This is a genomic window from Burkholderia territorii, assembly GCF_902833055.1.
GTDB classification, from domain to species: domain Bacteria; phylum Pseudomonadota; class Gammaproteobacteria; order Burkholderiales; family Burkholderiaceae; genus Burkholderia; species Burkholderia territorii.
On record NZ_CADFEJ010000006.1, the window covers coordinates 273,772 to 294,756 of the forward strand.

Below are 20,985 nucleotides of genomic sequence, written 5' to 3' on the forward strand. Positions count from 1 at the left end.
TCGCCAATCCAGATCAACCTGCAAAACAAGATGGAGTACGCCATGAGCAACAAAGGGCAATTGTTACAAGACCCGTTTTTGAACGCACTGCGCAAAGAGCACGTTCCCGTTTCGATCTATCTCGTCAACGGCATCAAGCTGCAAGGGAACATTGAATCGTTCGACCAGTACGTCGTGTTGCTCCGTAATACGGTGACCCAGATGGTTTACAAGCACGCCATCTCGACGGTCGTGCCGGCGCGCCCGGTGAATTTCCACCCGGACGCGGAAGCCTCGTCCTAACCCATCGCAGCGGCCGGCGTCCGGTCGCCGCGAGCGACCGATGCCAGCCGCCTTATCTTGACACCCGATAATTTGATCAACGCAGCGCTCGTCGGCATCGATTTCGGCAAGACCGATTTCGAAGCCAGTCTCGAAGAACTCAGTCTTCTCGCCTCCAGTGCGGGGGCCCGTCCCGCCGTCACCCTCACCGGTCGTCGCGCCAGTCCCGATGCCAAGATGTTCATCGGCAGCGGTAAAGCCGAAGAATTGCGGCTCGCGTGCGACGCGCACAACGTCGAAATCGTCATCTTCAATCACGCCCTGGCACCGGCCCAGCAACGCAATCTGGAGCAGGCGCTTAACAGGCGGGTGGTCGATCGCACGAGCCTCATCCTCGATATCTTCGCGCAGCGTGCCCGCAGCCACGAAGGCAAGCTGCAGGTCGAGCTCGCGCAACTGCAATACCTGTCGACCCGCCTGATTCGCGCGTGGACCCACCTGGAGCGGCAAAAGGGCGGTATCGGCCTGCGCGGCCCCGGTGAAACCCAGCTCGAAACCGACCGCCGGCTGATCGGCGAGCGCATCAAGATGCTCAAGTCGCGGCTCGACCGGTTGCGCCGGCAGCACAGCACGCAGCGACGCCAGCGCGCGCGCAGCGGCACGATGTCGGTGTCGCTGGTCGGCTATACGAACGCGGGCAAGTCGACGCTGTTCAATGCACTGACGAAAGCGCAGGCCTATGCGGCCGACCAGCTGTTCGCCACGCTCGATACGACGTCGCGCCGGGTGTACCTCGGCGACGAGGCGGGCCAGATCGTCGTGTCCGACACGGTCGGGTTCATTCGCGAACTGCCTCACCAACTGGTTGCCGCGTTCCGCGCGACCCTCGAGGAAACGATCCACGCGGATCTGCTGCTGCACGTCGTCGACGCGTCGAGCGCGGTGCGGCTCGAGCAGATCGAGCAGGTCAACGGCGTGCTGCACGAGATCGGTGCGGACACGATCCGACAGGTGCTGGTGTTCAACAAGATCGACGCGGTGCCCGAGCTGGCGGCCCGCGGCGACGCGGTCGAGCGGGACGAGTATGGTAATATTTCGCGCGTCTTTTTGAGCGCACGCACCGGTCAAGGTCTGGATACGTTGCGTGCCGCCATCGCCGAGATCGCCTCCGCGGAACACCTTTCCGGCGCGACGTTACCCAACGGCGCGCTCGACGGCGCACCCGCTGAACCACGCGAAGACCACACGATTTCCGAACACGGGCGCTAACCGGTCCCGGCCGGTTCGCCGGCGTCCAATCTGGTGAACAAACTCTGGTGAACGAATACAACGAGCGGAGTACCTGGCGGCGGATGCGCGCCTTGCTGTCGATCAACGATCCCCGCTGGGGACGCGGCGACGGCAAGGGCAACGACGGATCCCGTCCGCGTGCGAACGAATCGAAGCGTCCGCCCGGTGGCGACGGTGACGGTCCGCCCGATCTCGACGAGATGTGGCGCAACTTCAACCGGCGTCTGAGCGGCCTGTTCGGCGGCAAGGGCGGCAACGGCTTCCGGCCCGACAACGGCCGGGCCGCGCGCGTTGGCGTCGGCATCGTGATCGGCGTGCTGGTCGCGGTCTACGCGGGCAGCGGGCTGTTCGTCGTGCAGGACGGCCAGACGGGCGTCGTGCTGCAGTTCGGCAAGCTGTCCGGCACGGTTGGGCAGGGCGTCCACTGGCGCGCGCCGTATCCGTTTGCGTCGCACGAAATCGTCGACACTTCGCAGGTCCGTTCGATCGAGATCGGCCGCAACAATGTCGTGCGCCTCGCAAACGTGAAGGAAGCGGCGATGTTGACGCGCGACGCCGACATTGTCGATGTCCGTTTCATCGTCCAGTACCGGATTCGTTCCGCAACCGACTACCTGTTCCGCAGCGTCGATCCCGAGCGCAGCGTGTCGCAGGCCGCGCAGGCCGCGGTACGCGCGATCGTCGGCACGCGCAGCGCCGCCGACATGCTCAACCAGGATCGCGACGCCCTGCGCGAGCAATTGTCCGCCGCGATCCAGCGCGATCTCGATCGCTACCAGTCAGGGCTGGAGATCACGGCCGTCACGATGCAGAGCGTCGCGGCGCCCGAGCAGACGCAGGCCGCATACGCCGAAGTCGCGAAGGCGCGCGAGGATCGCGAGGCCGCGAAGCGTGCCGCGCAGGCCTATGCGAACGACCTGCTGCCGAAGGCGCAGGGCGATGCCGCGAAACTCGCCGACGAGGCGAAGGCGTATGCCGATCGCGTGGTCACGGAAGCGGAAGGCGATGCCGACCGGTTCAAGCAGGTCTATGCGCAGTACTCGAAGGCGCCCGCGGTGATCCGGGAGCGGATGTACCTCGAGACGATGCAGGACATCTATTCGAAAGCGACGAAGGTGTTCGTCGGCAACAAGGGCGGCAACAGCGTCGTGTATCTGCCGCTCGACAAGCTCGTCGAGCAGGGGCGGCAAAACGCCGCGAATGCCGCCCTGCCCGCCGGTGCATCGGCGCCCGATGCGGCGTCGGCTCCGGCCGCCGCGGCATCGAGCGCACCCGCGAGCGCGGCTTCGGCTTCGGCCGCGGCGGCGCCCGCGCCGGGCAGCGACGTGCTGCGGTCGCGCGAAGCGTTCCGCAGCCGCTCGCGTGAAGACGATACGAAGTAACGGAGAGCGCAGAACATGAACCGAATCATTGCGCTCGTCGTCGCAATCGTGATCGCCGCCTTCGCGGCGTCGTCGACCGTCCTGACCGTCGACCCGCGCCACACTGCCGTGCTGTCGGGCCGCGATGGCGCGCAACCCGAACTCGCGGGCCCCGGCATCCATTTCAAATTGCCGCCGCCCCTGCAGACGGCGACGCTGATCGACACGCGCCTGCAATCGCTCGAGTCGTCGGATCCGCTGCAGCTGGCGACCGAAGACAGGCACGACCTGCTCGTCGCGTATGTGGTCAAGTACCGGATCAGCGATCCGATGAAGTATTTCACGGCGACGGGCGGCGACCCGGCGGCTGCCACCGAGCGTCTGGCCGGCGAGATGAAGAGCGCGCTCGGCGACGCATTCGGCAAGCGCGCGCTCGACGACGCGCTCGGCGGCCAGCGCGACGTCGCCAATGCGGTGCGCGAAGCGGTGCGCGCGACGGCGTCCGGCGTCGGTATCGACGTGGTCGACGTGCAGTTGACGCGCGTGGACTTGCCGGCCGCGCAGACGGATGCCGTCTATCAGCGGATGATCGCCGCGCTGCGCGACCAGGCCGCACAGGTGCGCGCGGAGGGCGCCGCCGATGTCGAGCAGATCAAGGCCGACGCGGAACGCGAACAGCAGGCGGTGCTCGCGAATGCGTACAAGTCCGCGCAGACGATCAAGGGCGAGGGCGACGCGAAGGCCGCATCGATCGCCGCCGATGCATTCGGCCGCGATCCGCAGTTTTACCAGTTCTACGCGAGCCTGCAGGCTTACCGGAATACCTTCAAGCGCAACGACATCATCGTCGTCGATCCCGACAGCGAGTTTTTCCGTTTCATGCGCAGTCCGACGGGCGGTGCCGCACCGGCGGCACCCGCTCCCCGCAAACACTGACCTTGGGGCGCCGCGTCGAGCGGCGCCGTCGCTCGCATGGATCTGGCTGGCTCGTTGTTGCTCGCGGTAGCACTGATGCTGATCATCGAGGGGGCGTTCCCCTTCGTGTTTCCCGTCGCCTGGCGCGACACGTTTCGTAGAATAGCGGAGCGGCCGCCGCATCATATCCGGATCGGCGGGCTCATCGTGATGGCGCTCGGGCTCGTCCTGCTGCTGCTCGCCACCTGATCCGGACGGCGCACCCGCCGTTCGTTCCGCCCGATTTCCGATTTCCGATTCATCTCGCGGCGCGCGTGTCGCGCCCTGTTTCCTGTCGTAGGACCGTACCGATGTCGACCTGGTTACTTCCCGAGAATATCGCCGACGTACTGCCGTCGGAAGCGCGCAAGATCGAGGAGCTGCGCCGCAGGCTGCTCGATCGCTTCCGTTCGTACGGCTACGAAATGGTGATGCCGCCGCTGCTCGAATATCTCGAGTCGCTGCTGACGAGCGGCGGCGCCGACCTGCGCCTGCGCACCTTCAAGCTGGTCGATCAGTTGTCGGGTCGCACGCTCGGCCTGCGCGCGGACATTACGCCGCAGGTCGCGCGTATCGATGCGCACCTGCTGAACCGCCAGGGCGTGACGCGCCTTTGCTATGCGGGCCACGTGATGCACACGCGTCCGCGCGGCCTGCATGCGACGCGCGAACAGATCCAGATCGGTGCCGAAATCTACGGGCATGCCGGGCTCGAAGCCGATCTCGAGATCCAGCAGTTGATGCTCGACGCGCTGCATCTCGCGGGGCTGTCGCGGATTCGTCTGGATCTTTGCCATGCGGGCGTGCTCGCGGCGCTGCTCGCACGCGACGCGCAGGCCACCGAGCGCGGCGAGGCGCTGTACGACGCGCTGTCCGGCAAGGACGTGCCGCTGCTGAACGAACTCACCGACGATCTCGGGGCCGATACGCGCGCGGCGCTGCGTGCGCTGCCGCATCTGTACGGCGACGCGAGCGTGCTCGACGAGGCGCGCGCACGCCTGCCGGTGCTGCCGGAGATCACGCGCGCGCTCGACGATCTCGCGCAGCTCGCGGCGCAGGCGAAGGGCGTCGAGGTGGCGATCGACCTCGCCGACCTGCGCGGCTACGCGTACCACAGCGGAGCGATGTTTACGGCATACATCGACGGCGTGCCGAACGCGATCGCGCGCGGCGGCCGCTACGACCATGTCGGGCAGGCGTACGGGCGCGCCCGCCCGGCGACGGGCTTCTCGCTCGACCTGCGCGAGCTCGCCCGGATTTCGCCGATCGAGGCACGCGGCACCGCGATTCTCGCGCCGTGGGCGCAGGACGACGCGCTCAGCGCTGCCGTCGCGGCGCTGCGCGATGCGGGCGAGGTCGTGATCCAGGCGTTGCCGGGACACGACCACGTGCTCGACGAGTTCGCCTGCGACCGTTCGCTCGTCGAGCGTAACGGCGCATGGGTGATCGAACCCCGTTAAACAGGCGTTCGCGGGCCGTCGTTCGGCGTGCATATCGTTGAAGCGAAACGGAAAAATTCGGAATCGCCCGCGAACATAGGTAGAATACGTTTTTAACCAGCTAACGAATCAACATGTCTGCCAGCGCAGTGAACGTGACTCCCGGGCGCAATGTCGTCGTCGTGGGAACGCAATGGGGTGATGAAGGCAAGGGCAAGATCGTCGACTGGCTGACGGACCACGCTAAGGGCGTCGTGCGTTTCCAGGGCGGTCACAACGCCGGCCACACCCTCATCATCGGCGGCAAGAAAACCATCTTGCGCCTCATTCCGTCGGGCATCATGCGTGAAGGCGTCGCCTGCTACATCGGCAACGGCGTCGTCCTGTCCCCCGAGGCACTGTTCAAGGAAATCGGCGAGCTGGAAGAGGCCGGCGTGAACGTGCGCGATCGCCTGTTCATCTCCGAAGCCACGACGCTGATCCTGCCGTACCACATCGCAATCGACCAGGCGCGCGAAGCACGCAAGGGCGCGGGCAAGATCGGTACGACCGGCCGCGGCATCGGCCCCGCGTACGAAGACAAGGTCGGCCGCCGTGCGCTGCGCGTGCAGGACCTGTTCGACGCGAAGACCTTCGCGGATCGCCTGCGCGAAAACCTCGATTTCCACAACTTCGTGCTGACCCAGTACCTGGGTGGCGCGGCCGTCGATTTCCAGGCCACGCTCGACACGATGCTCGGCTACGCCGATCGCCTGAAGCCGATGGTGGCCGACGTGTCGCGCCGCCTGTACGACGCGAACAACGCCGGTCAGAACCTGCTGTTCGAAGGCGCGCAAGGCACGCTGCTCGACATCGACCACGGCACCTATCCGTTCGTGACGTCGAGCAACTGCGTCGCGGGCGCGGCATCGGCCGGCGCAGGCGTCGGCCCGCAGAAGCTGAACTACATCCTCGGTATCACGAAGGCATACTGCACGCGCGTCGGTTCGGGCCCGTTCCCGAGCGAGTTGTACGACGCGGACAATCCGCAGCGCCAGGATCAGGTCGGCGTCACGCTGGCGAACGTCGGCAAGGAATTCGGCTCGGTCACCGGCCGTCCGCGCCGCACCGGCTGGCTCGACGCGGCGGCACTGCGCCGCTCGATCCAGATCAACGGTGTGTCGGGCCTGTGCATGACGAAGCTCGACGTGCTCGACGGTCTCGACGAAGTGAAGCTGTGCGTCGGCTACAAGATCGACGGCAAGGACGTGGACATCCTGCCGCGCGGCGCGGCCGATGTCTCGCGTTGCGAGCCCGTGTACGAAACGTTCGCCGGCTGGAAGGAAAGCACCGTCGGCATCAAGACGTGGGATGCGCTGCCGGCGAATGCCCAGGCATACCTGACCCGTGTCCAGGAAGTGGCCGGCGTGCCGGTCGACATGGTCTCGACGGGGCCGGATCGCGACGAGACGATCCTGCTTCGCCACCCGTTCAAGGTGTAATTCTCAGCATGACGCAGCAAATCACGATGACGGCGGCAGACTTGATGACCGATCCGCGCAACGACGACAAGAACCTGTGGGTAGGCTGGGACGAATACCATCGTCTGATCGAGCTGCTCGCGCTCCAGGTGCATGCATCGGGCTGGAAGTTCGACCAGATCCTGTGCCTCGCGCGCGGCGGCCTGCGCGTCGGCGACCAGCTTTCGCGCATCTACGACGTCCCGCTCGCGATCCTCGCGACGAGTTCGTATCGCGAAGCGGCCGGCACCCAGCAGGGCGAACTCGACATCGCGCAGTACATCACGATGACGCGTGGCAACCTCGAGGGCAACGTGCTGCTGGTCGACGATCTCGTCGACTCGGGCGTTACGCTCGCGCGCGTGCAGGAGCACCTGAAGGAGCGCTATCCGGCGGTCAAGGCCGTGCGTTCGGCGGTGCTCTGGTACAAGGGGTGCTCCAAGGTCAAGCCCGACTATCACACGCAATATCTGCCGACGAATCCGTGGATTCATCAGCCGTTCGAAGAGTGGGACACGGTTCGTCCGCACAATCTCGAGGCATGGATCAAGCGCGGTCGCGCGCAGCGCGACGGCTCGGGCGCGTGAGCGGCCGGCCGATCGAAGGAAAGCCTTGTACGGCGCCGCTTGCGGCGCCGTTTTTTATTGCGGCGCCGGGCCGGCGGGCGCCACAATGGGGCCTCGTGATAGGCAGATTGCGCGGCCCCGGCTATGATGGCAGCCCTGCCACAGCTTGCGCAGGATTGCATGCGCAGCGTGGATCACGTGGCTTCAGGGCAACAGGGCAGGACGGTTTTTCAGGGGGGCGCGAGTAGAATAGCGCTCGTTTTGTCCGAACCGGACCCGATTATTTAGCTTCATATGAACGACACGATCCAGGCGACCGACGCAGCCCATGCGCATTCGACGCACCAACATTCGATGCGGGCGCTTGCGATAGCGGCCATCGGCGTCGTATTCGGCGACATCGGCACCAGCCCGCTGTATTCGCTGAAAGAGGCGTTCAGCCCCGCACACGGCATTCCGCTCACCGAAAGCTCGATTCTCGGCGTGATCTCGCTGTTGTTCTGGGCGATCATCCTGGTGGTCGGTATCAAGTATCTGCTGTTCGTGATGCGGGCCGACAACAATGGCGAGGGCGGCGTGCTTGCGCTGATGGCGCTGTCGTTGCGGCCGCTCGACTCGAAAACGCGTGTCGCGGGCGCTTTGATGGCGTTGGGGATCTTCGGCGCGTGCATGTTCTACGGCGACGCCGTGATCACGCCGGCGATTTCCGTGATGTCGGCGGTCGAAGGCCTCGAGATCGCGACGCCGCACCTGTCCCATCTCGTGATGCCGATCACGATCGTGATCCTGATCGCGCTGTTCTGGATCCAGCGGCACGGTACCGCGACGGTCGGCAAGCTGTTCGGGCCGATCATGGTGTTGTGGTTCATCGCGATCGCGGCGCTCGGCGTGTATCACATCGTGCGCGTGCCGGGCATCATCGCGGCGATCAACCCGTATTACGCGGCGTCGTTCATGTCGGAGCACGTGCTGCAGGCGTATGTCGTGCTCGGTTCGGTCGTGCTGGTGCTGACGGGCGCGGAAGCGCTCTACGCGGACATGGGTCACTTCGGCGCGAAGCCGATTCGGCTGGCCGCATACGGGCTCGTGATGCCGTCGCTCGTGCTGAACTACTTCGGCCAGGGCGCGCTGCTGATCCAGAACCCGAAGGCGATCGAGAACCCGTTCTTCCTGCTGGCGCCGGACTGGGCGCTGCTGCCGCTCGTCGTGCTCTCGACGGTCGCGACGGTGATCGCTTCGCAGGCCGTGATCTCGGGTGCGTATTCGCTGACGTCGCAGGCGATCCAGCTCGGCTACGTGCCGCGCATGAAGGTGCTGCACACGTCCGAGCTGGCGATCGGCCAGATCTACGTGCCGGTCGTGAACTGGCTTCTGTTGTTCGTGATCCTCTGCATCGTGATCGGCTTCAAGAGTTCCGACAACCTCGCGGCCGCGTACGGTATCGCGGTGACGGCCACGATGGTGATCACGACCGTACTCGCGGCCGTCGTGATGGTGAAGGTGTGGAACTGGAACCGGTTGCTGGTCGGCGCGATCATCGCGGTGTTCCTCGCGGTCGACCTGGGCTTTTTCGGCGCGAACCTGCTGAAGGTCGCGCAGGGTGGCTGGCTGCCGCTCGGCATCGGCGCGCTGTTGTTCTTCCTGCTGATGACCTGGTACAAGGGCCGTCACATCGTCAAGGAGCGTACGGCTGCCGACGGTATCCCGCTCGAGCCGTTCCTGCAGGGGCTGCTCGCGCATCCGCCGCACCGTGTGTCGGGCACCGCGATCTACCTGACCGGCAACGACAAGCTCGTGCCCGTCAGCCTGCTGCACAACCTGAAGCACAACAAGGTGCTGCACGAGCGGACCATATTCCTGACGTTCGTCACGCGCGACATCCCGTACGTGCGCGACGACAAGCGCCTGAGCGCGCGCGACGCGGGCGGCGGCCTGTACATCGTGAAGGCCGAATACGGCTTCAACGAGACGCCGGACGTGAAGGCGGTGCTCGAGGAGTTCGGCCGCACGCACGACATGACGTTCGAACTGATGGACACGTCGTTCTTCCTCGCGCGCGAAACGGTCGTGCCGACGCATCTGCCCGGCATGTCGATCTGGCGCGAACGCGTGTTCGCATGGATGCATCAGAACGCGGCGAAGCCGACCGACTTCTTCTCGATTCCGGCGAACCGCGTCGTCGAGCTCGGCACCAAGATCGAAATCTGACCGGCGCGCGGGCGGCCCATGCGGCCCGTGCCCATCCGGCAGCACCTGTCGGAGCCAAGAAAAAGCCCGCCTTACGGCGGGCTTTTTTCGTGCGGCGACAACCTTCGTGTGGTCAGCGCTTGAGCTTCGCGAACGCCGCGGCCATCGCGCCGGCCGGTTCCGGCTCGCGCGAACGCAGCGGTCGCGCCGCGCCGCGGCCGGCATTGCCGCGATCCTGGCCGCCGCGCGGCGCCATGCCGGGCGCGGCGGCTTCGTCGTCGAGGCGCATCGTCAGCGAAATGCGCTGACGCTTCACGTCGACGTCGAGCACCTTGACCTTTACGACCTGGCCGGCTTTGACGACTTCGTGCGGATCCTTGATGAACTTCGTCGACATCGCCGACACGTGGACGAGGCCGTCCTGGTGCACACCGACATCCACGAATGCGCCGAACGCCGCGACGTTCGTCACGACACCTTCGAGCAGCATGCCCGGCATCAGGTCGGAGACCTTCTCGACGCCGTCACGGAACGTCGCGGTCTTGAATTCGGGGCGCGGGTCGCGACCCGGCTTTTCAAGTTCGGCCAGGATGTCGCGCACGGTCGGCAGACCGAAACGTTCGTCAACGAATTCGGCGGGCGACAGACCGGACAGCGCATCGCGGCTGCCGAGCACGTCGTCGATCCGCTTGTTGATCTTCGCGAGGATTCGTTCGACGACCGGATAGGCCTCAGGGTGGACCGACGAGCGATCGAGCGGATTCTCGCCACCGTTGATGCGCAGGAAGCCGGCGGCCTGTTCGAAGGTCTTGTCGCCGAGGCGCGGCACCTTGCGCAGATGATCGCGCGACGGGAACGGCCCGTTCGCGTCGCGGTAGTCGACGATGTTGCGCGCGAGCGTGGCGTTCAGGCCCGAAACGCGTGCGAGGAGTGCGACCGACGCGGTATTGGCGTCGACGCCCACCGCGTTCACGCAATCCTCGACCACCGCATCGAGCGAGCGGGCGAGTTCGCGCTGGTTCACGTCGTGCTGGTACTGGCCGACGCCGATCGCCTTCGGCTCGATCTTCACGAGCTCGGCGAGCGGGTCCTGCAGACGGCGTGCGATCGACACGGCGCCGCGCAGCGACACGTCGAGTTCCGGGAATTCCTTGGCAGCCAGCTCGGACGCCGAGTAGACCGACGCGCCGGCTTCCGACACGACGATCTTCTGCAGCCGCAGTTCGGGGTGCTTCGAGATCAGCTCGCTCGCGAGCTTGTCGGTTTCACGGGACGCGGTGCCGTTGCCGATGCTGATCAGCTCGGCCTGCGTCTGCGCGGCGATGCGCGCGAGCTTCGCGAGCGAGCCGTCCCAGTCGCGGCGCGGCTCGTGCGGGTAGATCGTGTCGGTGGCGAGCAGCTTGCCGGTGCGGTCGACCACGGCAACCTTCACGCCCGTGCGCAGGCCGGGGTCGAGACCGATGACGGCCTTCGGGCCGGCCGGGGCAGCCAGCAGCAGGTCTTTCAGGTTGCGGGCGAACACGCGGATCGCTTCGGCTTCCGCCGTTTCGCGCAGTTGCGTGAGCAGTTCGTTCTCGATGTGCGGCTGCACCTTCACGCGCCAGCACCAGCGGCACACGTCGGACAGCCATTTGTCCGCCGGGCGGCCCTGGTTCGCGATCCCGAAATGGCGCGCGATCATCGCTTCGCCGGGATGCGGGACCTGCGCGTCGAGTTCCTCGCCGAGCCCGAGCTTGACGGTCAGCACGCCGGCATTGCGGCCGCGGAACAGCGCGAGCGCGCGGTGCGACGGCACCGTCCGGATGGTTTCCGCGTAGTCGTAGTAGTCGCGGAACTTCTCGCCTTCCTCGTTTTCCTTGCCTTCGACGACCGCGGAGGACACGACGCCCTGGCTGTGCAGGTAGTCGCGCAGCTTGCCGAGCAGTTCGGCCGTTTCGCCGAATTGCTCGGACAGGATATCGCGCGCGCCGTCGAGCGCGGCTTTCACGTCGGCGACGCCCTTGTCGGCATCGACGTACGCGGCGGCTTCCGTCTGCGGATCGAGCAGCGGATTCGCGAGCAGTGCCTGCGCGAGCGGCTCGAGGCCGGCTTCGCGGGCGATCTGCGCGCGCGTGCGGCGCTTCGGCTTGTACGGCAGATAAAGGTCTTCGAGCACCTGCTTGCTGTCGGCCGCGTCGATCGCGGCGCGCAGCTCGTCGGTCAGCTTGCCCTGTTCGTCGATGCTCGACAGGATCGCCGCGCGGCGATCCTCGAGCTCGCGCAGATACAGGAGGCGTTCCTCGAGCTGGCGCAGCTGCGTGTCGTCCAGGTTGCCGGTTACTTCCTTGCGGTACCGGGCAATGAACGGAACGGTCGAGCCTTCGTCGAGGAGTTGCACTGCCGCCGCGACCTGGCGCGGCTGGACGGACAGTTCGGTGGCGATGCGCTGTACGATCTTGAGTGCTACGGTTTCCGTCATGTCGTGGATGATCTGCCTGCTGAAATCGCGGCACGGGCCGGCAGGCCGCGTGCGGCGGGCTGCGAGACGGGCCCGCCGGACCAGTTGCCGCGGGTGAGTGAAGCGGGGCATTTTGCCATAAATGGCGGAGCGTCCAGCCGGGGGTGATAGAATTTGACACATGTCCCGCAGCTTTCCTACGACGTTGCCAACTTCCCGCATTTCTCTCGTCGCGCTCGGCGCAGCGCTTGCCGCGGCTTTGTCCGCCGGGTCCACCGTCGCGTACGCGCAGGCATCGGGCGCAAGCGCGCCGGACGCCGCAGCGGCCGCGCCCGTCGCGCCCTCAGCCACGCAGGATTTTGACGCTCGTCAAAAAGTGCTCAATCAGCGTTCCGCGGAAAACGATTATCGTTATGCCGTGGCGGAGCACGATTGCTACAGCACGTTTTTCGTCAACCACTGTCTCGGCAAGGCGCGCGACCGAATGCGCGAGGAGCGGGCGAGCATCCGTCAGGAGCAGCTCGCGCTCGACGACGAACAGCGCGCGGTGCGGGCGCAGCAGCGTGACCAGCAGCAGGCGTTGAAGCAGGCGCAGAATGCGGCGGAAGCGCCGCAGCGCGCGGCGAACGATGCGGCGAACGCGGCTGCATTCCGCGACAAGCAGGAGCAGAATGCACTGAAGCGGGCGCAGCGCGGCGCCGAAGGGCCGCAGCGCGCCGCGAACAAGCAGGCATACGACCAGAAGCAGGCAGATTTTCAGCGCAAGCTCGACCAGGCGCGCCAGCAGGGCGCGCAGAAGGCGCAGGAGCGGGCGGACAATGCCGCGCGCTACGAGCAGAAGCAGAAGGAAGCTGCCCAGCACAAGGCCGATGTCGAGCGGCGTCAGCAGGAAGCGGCCGAGAAGGCCAAGCAGCAACAGCAGGGGCAGTAACGTGTCGGATTGATCCGGAGTCAGTCTCGTGCGTGCCGGCACGCCAGTCGGCGCGCTGCTTCGATGAGGAGGCGCATATGCAAAATCGTCCCACGGAACAGCAGCAGGAATTGCACAACCGTTTGGCTGCATTGCAGGAGCAGCACCGGCAGCTTGCTCGGGAGATCGAGCTGAAGGAAGGACACTCCGACATCGACGACATCACGCTGCACCGGCTGAAGAAGGAAAAGCTGGCCGCCAAGGACAAAATCATTTTGCTGCAATCGCAGCTGGAACCGGATAAGCGCGCCTGAGCGCGGCCTGGCAAGCGCCGGCGCCGCCCGGGCGCTGGACACAGGAACGCTTGCCTTGAATTCACCGCTTGAAGCCAACCCCGATGCCCGGCGTGACGCGTCGTCCGCCGGGCGCGTTCGTGCGCCCGAAGGCACGTTCGAGCTGAGCCGCAAGCGCGTCGACGAACTCGACACGATCTTCGGCGACGGCGGATTGCTCGCGCGCGCGCTCGACGGCTATCACCCGCGTCAGTCGCAGATCGAGATGGCGCGCGCGGTCGCGTCCGCGATGGAGGCGTCCGCGCGCCGGATGCCCGAGCCCGAAATCTTCGAGACCCGCAAGCGGCCGGCACGCCGCCTCGGCGAAGGCGACAAGGCGGCCGAATCCGCCGCGGAGGGGGCTGCGCTCGAAGCCGACGGCGACGCCGGCGACAACACGCTGATCGTCGAGGCCGGCACCGGTACCGGCAAGACCTACGCGTACCTGGTGCCCGCGATGCTGTGGGGCGGCAAGGTGATCGTGTCGACCGGCACGAAGCACCTGCAGGACCAGCTGTTCCAGCGCGACATCCCGACCGTGCGCAACGCGCTCGCGGTGCCGGTGACGGTCGCGATGCTCAAGGGCCGCGCGAACTACCTGTGCCACTACTACCTGCAACGCACGGCCGACAACGGCCGGCTGCCGTCGCGCCAGGACACCGCGTACCTGCAGGAAATCGTCCGGTTCGCGAAGATCACGAAGAGCGGCGACAAGGCCGAGCTCGCGAGCGTGCCGGAGACGGCGCCCGTGTGGTCGATGGTCACGTCGACGCGCGACAACTGCCTCGGCCAGGAGTGCCCGCACTACAAGGAATGCTTCGTGATGCAGGCGCGCCGCGAGGCGCAGCAGGCGGACATCGTCGTCGTGAACCATCACCTGTTCTTCGCGGACATCATGCTGCGCGACACCGGGATGGCCGAACTGCTGCCGAACGCGAACACGGTGATCTTCGACGAAGCGCACCAGCTGCCGGAGACGGCCACGCTGTTCTTCGGCGAGACGCTGTCGACCACGCAGATTCTCGAACTCGCGCGCGACACGGTGGCCGAAGGCCTGAGCCATGCGCGCGATGCAGTCGAATGGGTGAAGCTCGGCGGCGATCTCGAACGCGCGGCGCGCGACCTGCGTCTCGCGTTCGCGAACGACCAGATCGTGCGTATGTCGCTGGCGCAACTGGGCGACGATCATCCGATGTTCGGCGCGCTCGACGCGCTCGAAGTGGCGCTCGATGCGCTTGCCTCGACACTCGCGAGCCAGGCCGAGCGGGCCGAGTCGCTCGGCGCGTGCCTGCGGCGCGCGCGCGAACTGCAGGACCTGCTCGCGGGCTGGGTCACGCCCGGTGCGGCGGAAGCGGCCGCGAAGGCCGATGCGGAGGCTGCCGGTGACAAGACGGCGACCGACGACCCGAACGAAAAGGTGCGCTGGGTGGAAGTATTCGCGCATACCGTCCAGCTGCACGAAACGCCGCTATCGGTCGCGCCGATTTTCGCGAAGCAGCGTGCCGGCGTGCCGCGCGCGTGGGTGTTCACGTCGGCGACGTTGTCGGTGCGTGGCGACTTCACGCACTACGCGGCCCAGATGGGCCTCAGCTCGCGGCGCTCGATGACCCTAGCGAGCCCGTTCGACTATCAGACGCAGGGCTTGCTGTATGTGCCGCGCAACCTGCCGCAGCCGTCGTCGCCGACATTTACCGATGCCGTGTTCGATGCCGCGTTGCCGGCGATCGAGGCATCGGGCGGCGGCGTGTTCATGCTGTGCACGACGCTGCGCGCGGTCGACCGTATCGCGTCGAAGCTGCGCGACGTGATCGAGTCGCGCGGCTGGAACACGCCGCTGCTCGTGCAGGGCGATGCCAGCCGAACCGAACTGCTCGACCGCTTCCGGTCGTACGGCAATGCGATCCTCGTCGGCAGCCAGAGCTTCTGGGAAGGTGTCGACGTGCGCGGCGACGCGCTGTCGCTCGTCGTGATCGACAAGCTGCCGTTCGCACCGCCCGACGATCCGGTGCTGGCCGCGCGGCTCGACGCGCTGACCAGGAAAGGCTTGAGCCCGTTCGCGGTTCACCAGTTGCCCCAGGCCGTGATCACGCTGAAGCAGGGTGCAGGCCGCCTGATTCGCGCGGAGACCGATCGCGGCGTGTTGATGATCTGCGACACGCGGCTCGTCGACAAGCCTTACGGTCGGCGAATCTGGCAGAGCCTGCCGCCGTTCAAGCGCACCCGCGAGATCGCAGTCGTGCAGGACTTCTTCGACGAGCATCGCGCGGCGAAACGCGCGTGACGCGCGCGGCCGCCTGCTGCGGGCGGCACCAACAAAAAACCCGGCTCGATGGCCGGGTTTTTTGTTGGTGCGCGGGCGCCGCTCAGAACTGCCACCACGACTTCTTCGTGCCGGGGCGCGAGTGGCCGGTGATGTACGGGCTGTCCGGGAAGGTGCCCGCGAGCACGCGCTTCGTGTCTTCCGCGAGTTCCGGCTGGTTCAGCTTGCCGTACGACAGGATCATGATGTGCAGCGCGTCCTCGATCGCCGGCGCGCCCTTGTAGTCCTTGATCGCGAGCTGCGCGCGGTTGATTGCCGCGACGTAGGCGCCGCGCCGATAGTAGTAGTCGGCCGCGTGCACTTCGTGCGACGCGAGCGCATTGACGATGTAGCGCATCCGGGCGGCGGCGTCGGGCGCGTACTTGCTCTTCGGGTAGCGGTCGACCACGACCTTGAATGCGTCGTACGATTCGCGCAGTGCCTGCGGATCGCGCTCGCTCATGTCCTGGCCGGAGAAGCGGCCGAACAGGCCGAGATCGTCGTTGAAGTGGATCATCCCCTTCAGGTAGTACGCGTACGGGATATCCGGGTGATCCGGATGCAGCTGGATGAAGCGGTCGACGGCCTGGTCGGCGGCTGCCGCTTCGTTGTCCTTCCAGTTGCAGTACGCGACGTTGATCTGCGCCTGTTGCGCGAAATGGCCGAACGGATCGCGGCCTTGCAGCGATTCGAAATATTTCGCGCACTTGCCCCAGTCGCCGCCGGACAGTGCGTCCTGGGCCTCTGAGTATAATTTGTTGTTCGACCAGGTAGCCGTCTCGTCCTGCTTCTGCGGCAAGCCGTGGCAGCCGGCGATGAGGGCCGCGGCCGCTACCACCGCAGCTCGGGCGGCGATGGTTTTGGCCGTACGTTTGGTCGAATTCATCATGCTCGCATGTCCTAGCTTCAAGTCTCGGTGACCCAGTCTAAATGACCCGTTCAAGTTCGCAGAATGCCCCGCGGGGCAAGTCAAATCGCGAAGATTATAGCCCAAGCGATCGGCCCGCCGACGCTGCGTCGGGGGATTCCCCCGATGACGATCTGGCTGCAGACGCGATGCAGCCGCCTGTCGTGCCGTCCGCGGCGGCCGACGAGGCGCCTCGTGTCGTCGAAGTGCCGCTGTCGCTCGCGGGCGAACGCCTCGACAAGGCGCTTGCCCAGCTGTTTCCCGAATTCTCCCGCAGCCGCCTGCAGAGCTGGATCGAGGCGCAACGCGTGCTGGTCGACGGCGCGCCGGCGAAGATCCGCCAGCCGGTGCCGCTCGGCGCGAGAATCGAGCTCGTGCCCGACCTGCTGCCGGAACAGCTGGCGTTCACGCCGGAGCCGGTGCCGCTCGACGTGATCTACGAGGACGACGCGCTCGTCGTCATCAACAAGCCCGCGGGCCTCGTCGTCCACCCGGCCGCGGGCAACTGGAGCGGCACGATCCTCAACGGCCTGCTGCACCGCTACGGCGACGCGGCGGCCGGCCTGCCGCGCGCGGGCATCGTGCACCGGCTCGACAAGGAGACCTCCGGCCTGATGGTGGTCGCGCGCACGCTCGCCGCGCAGACCGACCTCGTGCGCCAGCTGCAGGCGCGCACGGTGAAGCGCCGCTATTTCGCGCTCGTGTGGGGCACGATGCCCGAAGACGGCACGATCGACGCGCCGATCGGCCGCGACCCGCGCGAACGCACACGCATGGCCGTCGTCACGGGTGCGTCGGGCAAGCCCGCGCGCACGCATTTCCGCACGGTTGACACATGCATGTGGCAACGTCAGCCGGTGTCGGCGATCCAGTGCGATCTCGAGACTGGCCGCACGCACCAGATCCGCGTGCACTGCTCGCATGTCGGGCATCCGCTGCTCGGCGATCCGGTGTACGGGCGCGCGCGCGGCAAGCGCTCGGTCGCGCCGCTGCCGGGCGGGTTCGCGCGGCAGGCGCTGCACGCGTGGCGGCTCGGCCTCGTGCATCCAGTCACGGGCAAGACGATGCAGTGGCGTTGTCCGCTGCCGGACGACATGAACGAGCTCGTCGCGGCGCTCGGCTTCGGGCAGGGCGACGAGGAGTTCGACGACGACGGCGTCTATGACGATGACGATTTCGCCGGCGAATATCAGGATCACGACGACGATTACGACGATGAGGAGGAGTGAGTGCCGATGACGAATCTGGCGCCGTTGACGTGGCAGGACTGCGTGCAGCCCGACTGGCAGGTGTCGTCGCGCGTGCGTGCACTGATCACGACGCGCAACGGTGGTGTGAGCGAGGGCCCGTACGGGCGGTGGCAGGACGGCGCCGCGTTGCCGGGCGGGATGAACCTCGGCCTGCACACCGGTGACGACCCGGCTCATGTCGCCACGAATCGCGCGCGCTTGCTCGCGCTGGCGGGCCAGTCGCGCGCGGCATGGCTCGAACAGGTTCACGGTGCGCGGATCGTGCGTGCGGACGAGGTGATCGCGGCCGCGCCGGGGACGGAGGCGCCCGTGCAGGCCGACGCGAGCGTGACGGATCGCGCGGGCGCCGTCTGTGTCGTGATGGTCGCGGACTGCCTGCCGGTACTGTTGTGCGACGGGCGGGGCCGGGCGGTCGGTGCCGCGCATGCTGGCTGGCGCGGGCTCGCGGCCGGCATCGTCGAGCAGACCGCTGCCCGCGTCGCGGCGCTCGCCGGTGGCGCGACGGACGAACTGCACGCGTACCTCGGGCCCGCGATTGGCCCGCAGGCGTTCGAAGTCGGCGCGGACGTGCGCGAGGCGTTTCTCGACACGGCCTCGCAGTCGGAGCATGATGACACGCGGCAAGCGTTCGCCGCGATCGACGGCGCGCCCGGCAAGTACCTCGCCGACCTCTACGCGCTTGCACGCTTGCGCCTTGCGCGCGCGGGCGTGGCGCACGTGAGCGGCGGGACCGCGTGCACGGTCACCGAACCCGCGCGCTTCTATTCGTACCGGCGCGAGCGCGTGACCGGCCGCATGGCTGCGGCCATCTGGCTGGCCGATTGACGGCAGACCGCGCGCATGCGCGCGCGGCCTGGTTTGTTGCGCTGCGAAATTGGTTATTGCGATTTTGGCGCGGCAATGCGGCGTTGCATGGACAACCGAATGGATAATCGCGAAGTCAAGTCGGTCAAAATGTTTTATGTCTCGCCGGAAGCCTTGTCCCGCTTGTTGCGCGCGGATTATCTCCCGGCAGAAATGTTCGATTGTTTGACGCAGTGCTTCACATGGGGAAAACGATAATGATAAAAATACCGCACTGCGGCAGAATCTGGAGACGCCTCTCCAGAGCATGACGGCCCGGCTCGCAGCCGGCATGCCGCGCGCGAGCAGGATTTCACGATTGACGCTCACGAATCACCGGTAAGGCAGGTAATGACAGCATCGAAAAATTCGTCGACGTCCGCTCAGGCGGGCGCTTCCGCGGGCAGCACCGGATTCTCCCAGGCCACTCAGCCGATGCAGCAGATGTTCGAGGCATGGCTGAACGCCTGGCGCGGTTTCGCCGATCCGGCGCGCGCCGCAACGGCGGCGACCACCGCGAATCCGTTCGCCGCATTCCAGTTCCCCGCAGCGGTTCCGTTCCAGATGCCGTCGATGCCCGATCTGGGCGCCTTTGGCGGCCTGGCCTCGCCGTTCGCGGGACTGAAGCTGCCGGTGGCCGCGATCCCGCCGGAACGACTCCAGAAGCTGCAGGCCGACTATGCGCGCGACTGCGTGACGCTGATGCAGCAGGCCGCCGCCGCGAAGCTCGAGCCGCCTGAACTGAAGGACCGGCGCTTCAGCGCGGATGCGTGGAAGGCATCGCCCGCTCATGCGTTCGCGGCCGCGTGGTACCTGCTCAACGCGCGCTACCTGCAGGAGCTGGCCGACGCGCTCGAGACCGATCCGAAGACGCGCGAACGCATTCGATTCTCGGTCCAGCAATGGACGGCCGCCGCCGCGCCGAGCAATTTCCTCGCACTCAATCCCGACGCACAGAAATCGATCCTCGAGACGCAGGGCGAAAGCTTGCGGCAGGGCATGATGAACCTGCTCGGCGACATGCAGCGCGGCAAGATTTCGCAGACCGACGAATCGCAGTTCGTGGTCGGCAAGAACCTCGGGTGTACCGAAGGCTCGGTCGTCTACGAGAACGACCTGATTCAGCTGATCCAGTACGCGCCGAAGACGGACAAGGTGTTCGAGCGGCCGCTGCTGATCGTGCCGCCGTGCATCAACAAGTTCTACATCCTCGACCTGCAGCCCGAGAATTCGCTCGTCGCGCATGCGCTGTCGAGCGGCCACCAGGTGTTCCTCGTGTCGTGGCGCAACGCCGATGCATCGGTCGCGCACAAGACGTGGGACGACTACATGAACGAAGGGCTGCTCGCGGCGATCGACGCCGTGCAGCAGATCAGCGGCCGCGAGCAGATCAACACGCTCGGCTTCTGCGTCGGTGGCACGATGCTCGCGACCGCGCTCGCGGTGCTCGCCGCGCGCGGCGAACATCCGGCCGCATCGATGACGCTGCTGACCGCGATGCTCGACTTCACCGACACCGGCATCCTCGACGTATTCGTCGACGAGGCGCACGTGCAGATGCGCGAGCAGACCATCGGCGGCAAGAACGGCGCGGCCCCGGGCCTGATGCGCGGCGTCGAGTTCGCGAACACGTTCTCGTTCCTGCGCCCGAACGACCTCGTGTGGAACTACGTCGTCGACAACTACCTGAAGGGCCGCACGCCCGCCGCGTTCGACCTGCTGTACTGGAACAGCGACTCGACGAGCCTGCCGGGCCCGATGTATGCGTGGTACCTGCGCAATACCTATCTCGAGAACAAGCTGCGCGTGCCGGGTGCGCTGACCGTGTGCGGCGAGCCCGTCGACCTGTCGCGCATCGACGTGCCGACCTTCATCTACGGGTCGCGCGAGGATCACATCGTGCCGTGGCAGACGGCCTACGCGTCGACGTCGATCCTGACGGGCCCGCTGAAGTTCGTGCTCGGTGCGTCGGGCCACATCGCGGGCGTGATCAATCCGCCGGCGAAGAAGAAGCGCAGCTACTGGGTCAACGACAACGACCTGCCCGAATCCGCGGACGACTGGTTTGCCGGCGCGACCGAGCAGCCGGGCAGCTGGTGGACGACCTGGGTCGAGTGGCTCGACCAGTACGGCGGCCGCAATGTGGCGCCGCCCGCCAAGGCCGGTTCGGCGCAGTTCCCGGTGATCGAGCCGGCGCCGGGCCGCTACGTGTTGCAGCGCGATTGACGAAAGCCGGGCAGCGGCGCACGCTGTCCGGTGCACCGCAGTTTTTTTAACAGGGCCGGTAGCGATGCGCCGTGTCGTGCGGGCCTGGAGGAAAGGGAAATGACGGACGTAGTGATCGTATCGGCCGCGCGGACCGCGGTCGGCAAATTCGGCGGCTCGCTCGCGAAGGTCGCGGCACCGGAGCTGGGCGCGACGGTGATTCGCGCGGTGCTGGAGCGTTCGGG

Annotated in this window: 18 protein-coding genes; 16 read left to right on the forward strand and 2 right to left on the reverse strand. The window is 66.6% G+C overall.

The features are described from left to right. The first annotated feature begins 42 nt into the window (after window positions 1–42). The 9 genes from hfq (at window position 43) to HW466_RS15010 (ending at window position 9,578) form a co-directional block, all read left to right on the forward strand. On the forward strand, window positions 43–282 hold the full coding sequence (hfq, locus tag HW466_RS14970) for an RNA chaperone Hfq (protein WP_006399927.1): 240 nt from the start codon (window positions 43–45) through the stop codon (window positions 280–282). Between the two features lie 72 nt (window positions 283–354). Next, window positions 355–1,530 carry a GTPase HflX gene (hflX, locus tag HW466_RS14975; protein WP_174906025.1) on the forward strand — a complete coding sequence of 392 codons (1,176 nt, stop codon included), beginning with the start codon at window positions 355–357 and terminating at the stop codon, window positions 1,528–1,530. A gap of 47 nt (window positions 1,531–1,577) precedes the next feature. Continuing rightward, window positions 1,578–2,933, forward strand: a complete 1,356-nt coding sequence (gene hflK, locus HW466_RS14980; RefSeq protein ID WP_060127628.1) for an FtsH protease activity modulator HflK — start codon at window positions 1,578–1,580, stop codon at window positions 2,931–2,933. A 15-nt stretch (window positions 2,934–2,948) separates the two neighbouring features. Beyond that, complete coding sequence (gene hflC, locus HW466_RS14985; protein ID WP_151005871.1) at window positions 2,949–3,848, forward strand: protease modulator HflC; 900 nt, start codon at window positions 2,949–2,951, stop codon at window positions 3,846–3,848. A 36-nt stretch (window positions 3,849–3,884) separates the two neighbouring features. Then, entirely contained in the window at window positions 3,885–4,076 is a 192-nt protein-coding gene (locus HW466_RS14990; RefSeq protein ID WP_009687995.1) for a DUF2065 domain-containing protein, read from the forward strand. A 101-nt stretch (window positions 4,077–4,177) separates the two neighbouring features. Beyond that, complete coding sequence (locus HW466_RS14995) at window positions 4,178–5,326, forward strand: ATP phosphoribosyltransferase regulatory subunit (protein ID WP_151005873.1); 1,149 nt, start codon at window positions 4,178–4,180, stop codon at window positions 5,324–5,326. A 113-nt stretch (window positions 5,327–5,439) separates the two neighbouring features. Continuing rightward, on the forward strand, window positions 5,440–6,786 hold the full coding sequence (locus HW466_RS15000) for an adenylosuccinate synthase (protein WP_060348419.1): 1,347 nt from the start codon (window positions 5,440–5,442) through the stop codon (window positions 6,784–6,786). A gap of 8 nt (window positions 6,787–6,794) precedes the next feature. Further along, the gene (locus HW466_RS15005) at window positions 6,795–7,391 is read left to right on the forward strand and encodes a phosphoribosyltransferase (RefSeq protein WP_059449861.1); all 597 of its coding nucleotides are present in this window, start codon (window positions 6,795–6,797) and stop codon (window positions 7,389–7,391) included. A 273-nt stretch (window positions 7,392–7,664) separates the two neighbouring features. Further along, a complete protein-coding gene (locus HW466_RS15010; protein ID WP_059449860.1) occupies window positions 7,665–9,578 on the forward strand; it encodes a potassium transporter Kup in 1,914 nt (637 codons plus the stop codon). A 112-nt stretch (window positions 9,579–9,690) separates the two neighbouring features. Here the strand turns inward: HW466_RS15010 and HW466_RS15015 are convergent, their stop codons facing one another. Beyond that, the gene (locus HW466_RS15015) at window positions 9,691–12,015 is read right to left on the reverse strand and encodes a Tex family protein (protein WP_174906021.1); all 2,325 of its coding nucleotides are present in this window, start codon (window positions 12,013–12,015) and stop codon (window positions 9,691–9,693) included. Window positions 12,016–12,175: 160 nt separating this feature from the next. Between HW466_RS15015 and HW466_RS15020 the strand changes: the two genes are divergently transcribed. The 3 genes from HW466_RS15020 (at window position 12,176) to yoaA (ending at window position 15,517) form a co-directional block, all read left to right on the forward strand. Then, complete coding sequence (locus HW466_RS15020) at window positions 12,176–12,925, forward strand: hypothetical protein (protein ID WP_059449858.1); 750 nt, start codon at window positions 12,176–12,178, stop codon at window positions 12,923–12,925. 77 nt (window positions 12,926–13,002) lie between these two features. Continuing rightward, the gene (locus tag HW466_RS15025) at window positions 13,003–13,218 is read left to right on the forward strand and encodes a YdcH family protein (protein ID WP_059450027.1); all 216 of its coding nucleotides are present in this window, start codon (window positions 13,003–13,005) and stop codon (window positions 13,216–13,218) included. A gap of 55 nt (window positions 13,219–13,273) precedes the next feature. Continuing rightward, window positions 13,274–15,517 (forward strand): DNA repair helicase YoaA, encoded by a 2,244-nt coding sequence (yoaA, locus tag HW466_RS15030; protein WP_151005677.1) that lies wholly within the window; start codon window positions 13,274–13,276, stop codon window positions 15,515–15,517. 82 nt (window positions 15,518–15,599) lie between these two features. Here the strand turns inward: yoaA and HW466_RS15035 are convergent, their stop codons facing one another. Further along, window positions 15,600–16,424, reverse strand: coding sequence for an outer membrane protein assembly factor BamD (locus HW466_RS15035; protein WP_151005679.1), 825 nt, complete (start codon window positions 16,422–16,424; stop codon window positions 15,600–15,602). A 41-nt stretch (window positions 16,425–16,465) separates the two neighbouring features. Between HW466_RS15035 and HW466_RS15040 the strand changes: the two genes are divergently transcribed. The 4 genes from HW466_RS15040 to HW466_RS15055 form a co-directional block, all read left to right on the forward strand. Continuing rightward, complete coding sequence (locus HW466_RS15040; RefSeq protein ID WP_174906022.1) at window positions 16,466–17,671, forward strand: RluA family pseudouridine synthase; 1,206 nt, start codon at window positions 16,466–16,468, stop codon at window positions 17,669–17,671. 6 nt (window positions 17,672–17,677) lie between these two features. Beyond that, a complete protein-coding gene (pgeF, locus tag HW466_RS15045) occupies window positions 17,678–18,517 on the forward strand; it encodes a peptidoglycan editing factor PgeF (protein ID WP_174906023.1) in 840 nt (279 codons plus the stop codon). 369 nt (window positions 18,518–18,886) lie between these two features. Next, complete coding sequence (gene phaC, locus HW466_RS15050) at window positions 18,887–20,761, forward strand: class I poly(R)-hydroxyalkanoic acid synthase (protein ID WP_151005503.1); 1,875 nt, start codon at window positions 18,887–18,889, stop codon at window positions 20,759–20,761. A 99-nt stretch (window positions 20,762–20,860) separates the two neighbouring features. Continuing rightward, on the forward strand, window positions 20,861–20,985 hold a 125-nt coding region (locus HW466_RS15055; RefSeq protein WP_455708842.1), incomplete at its 3' end, for a thiolase family protein.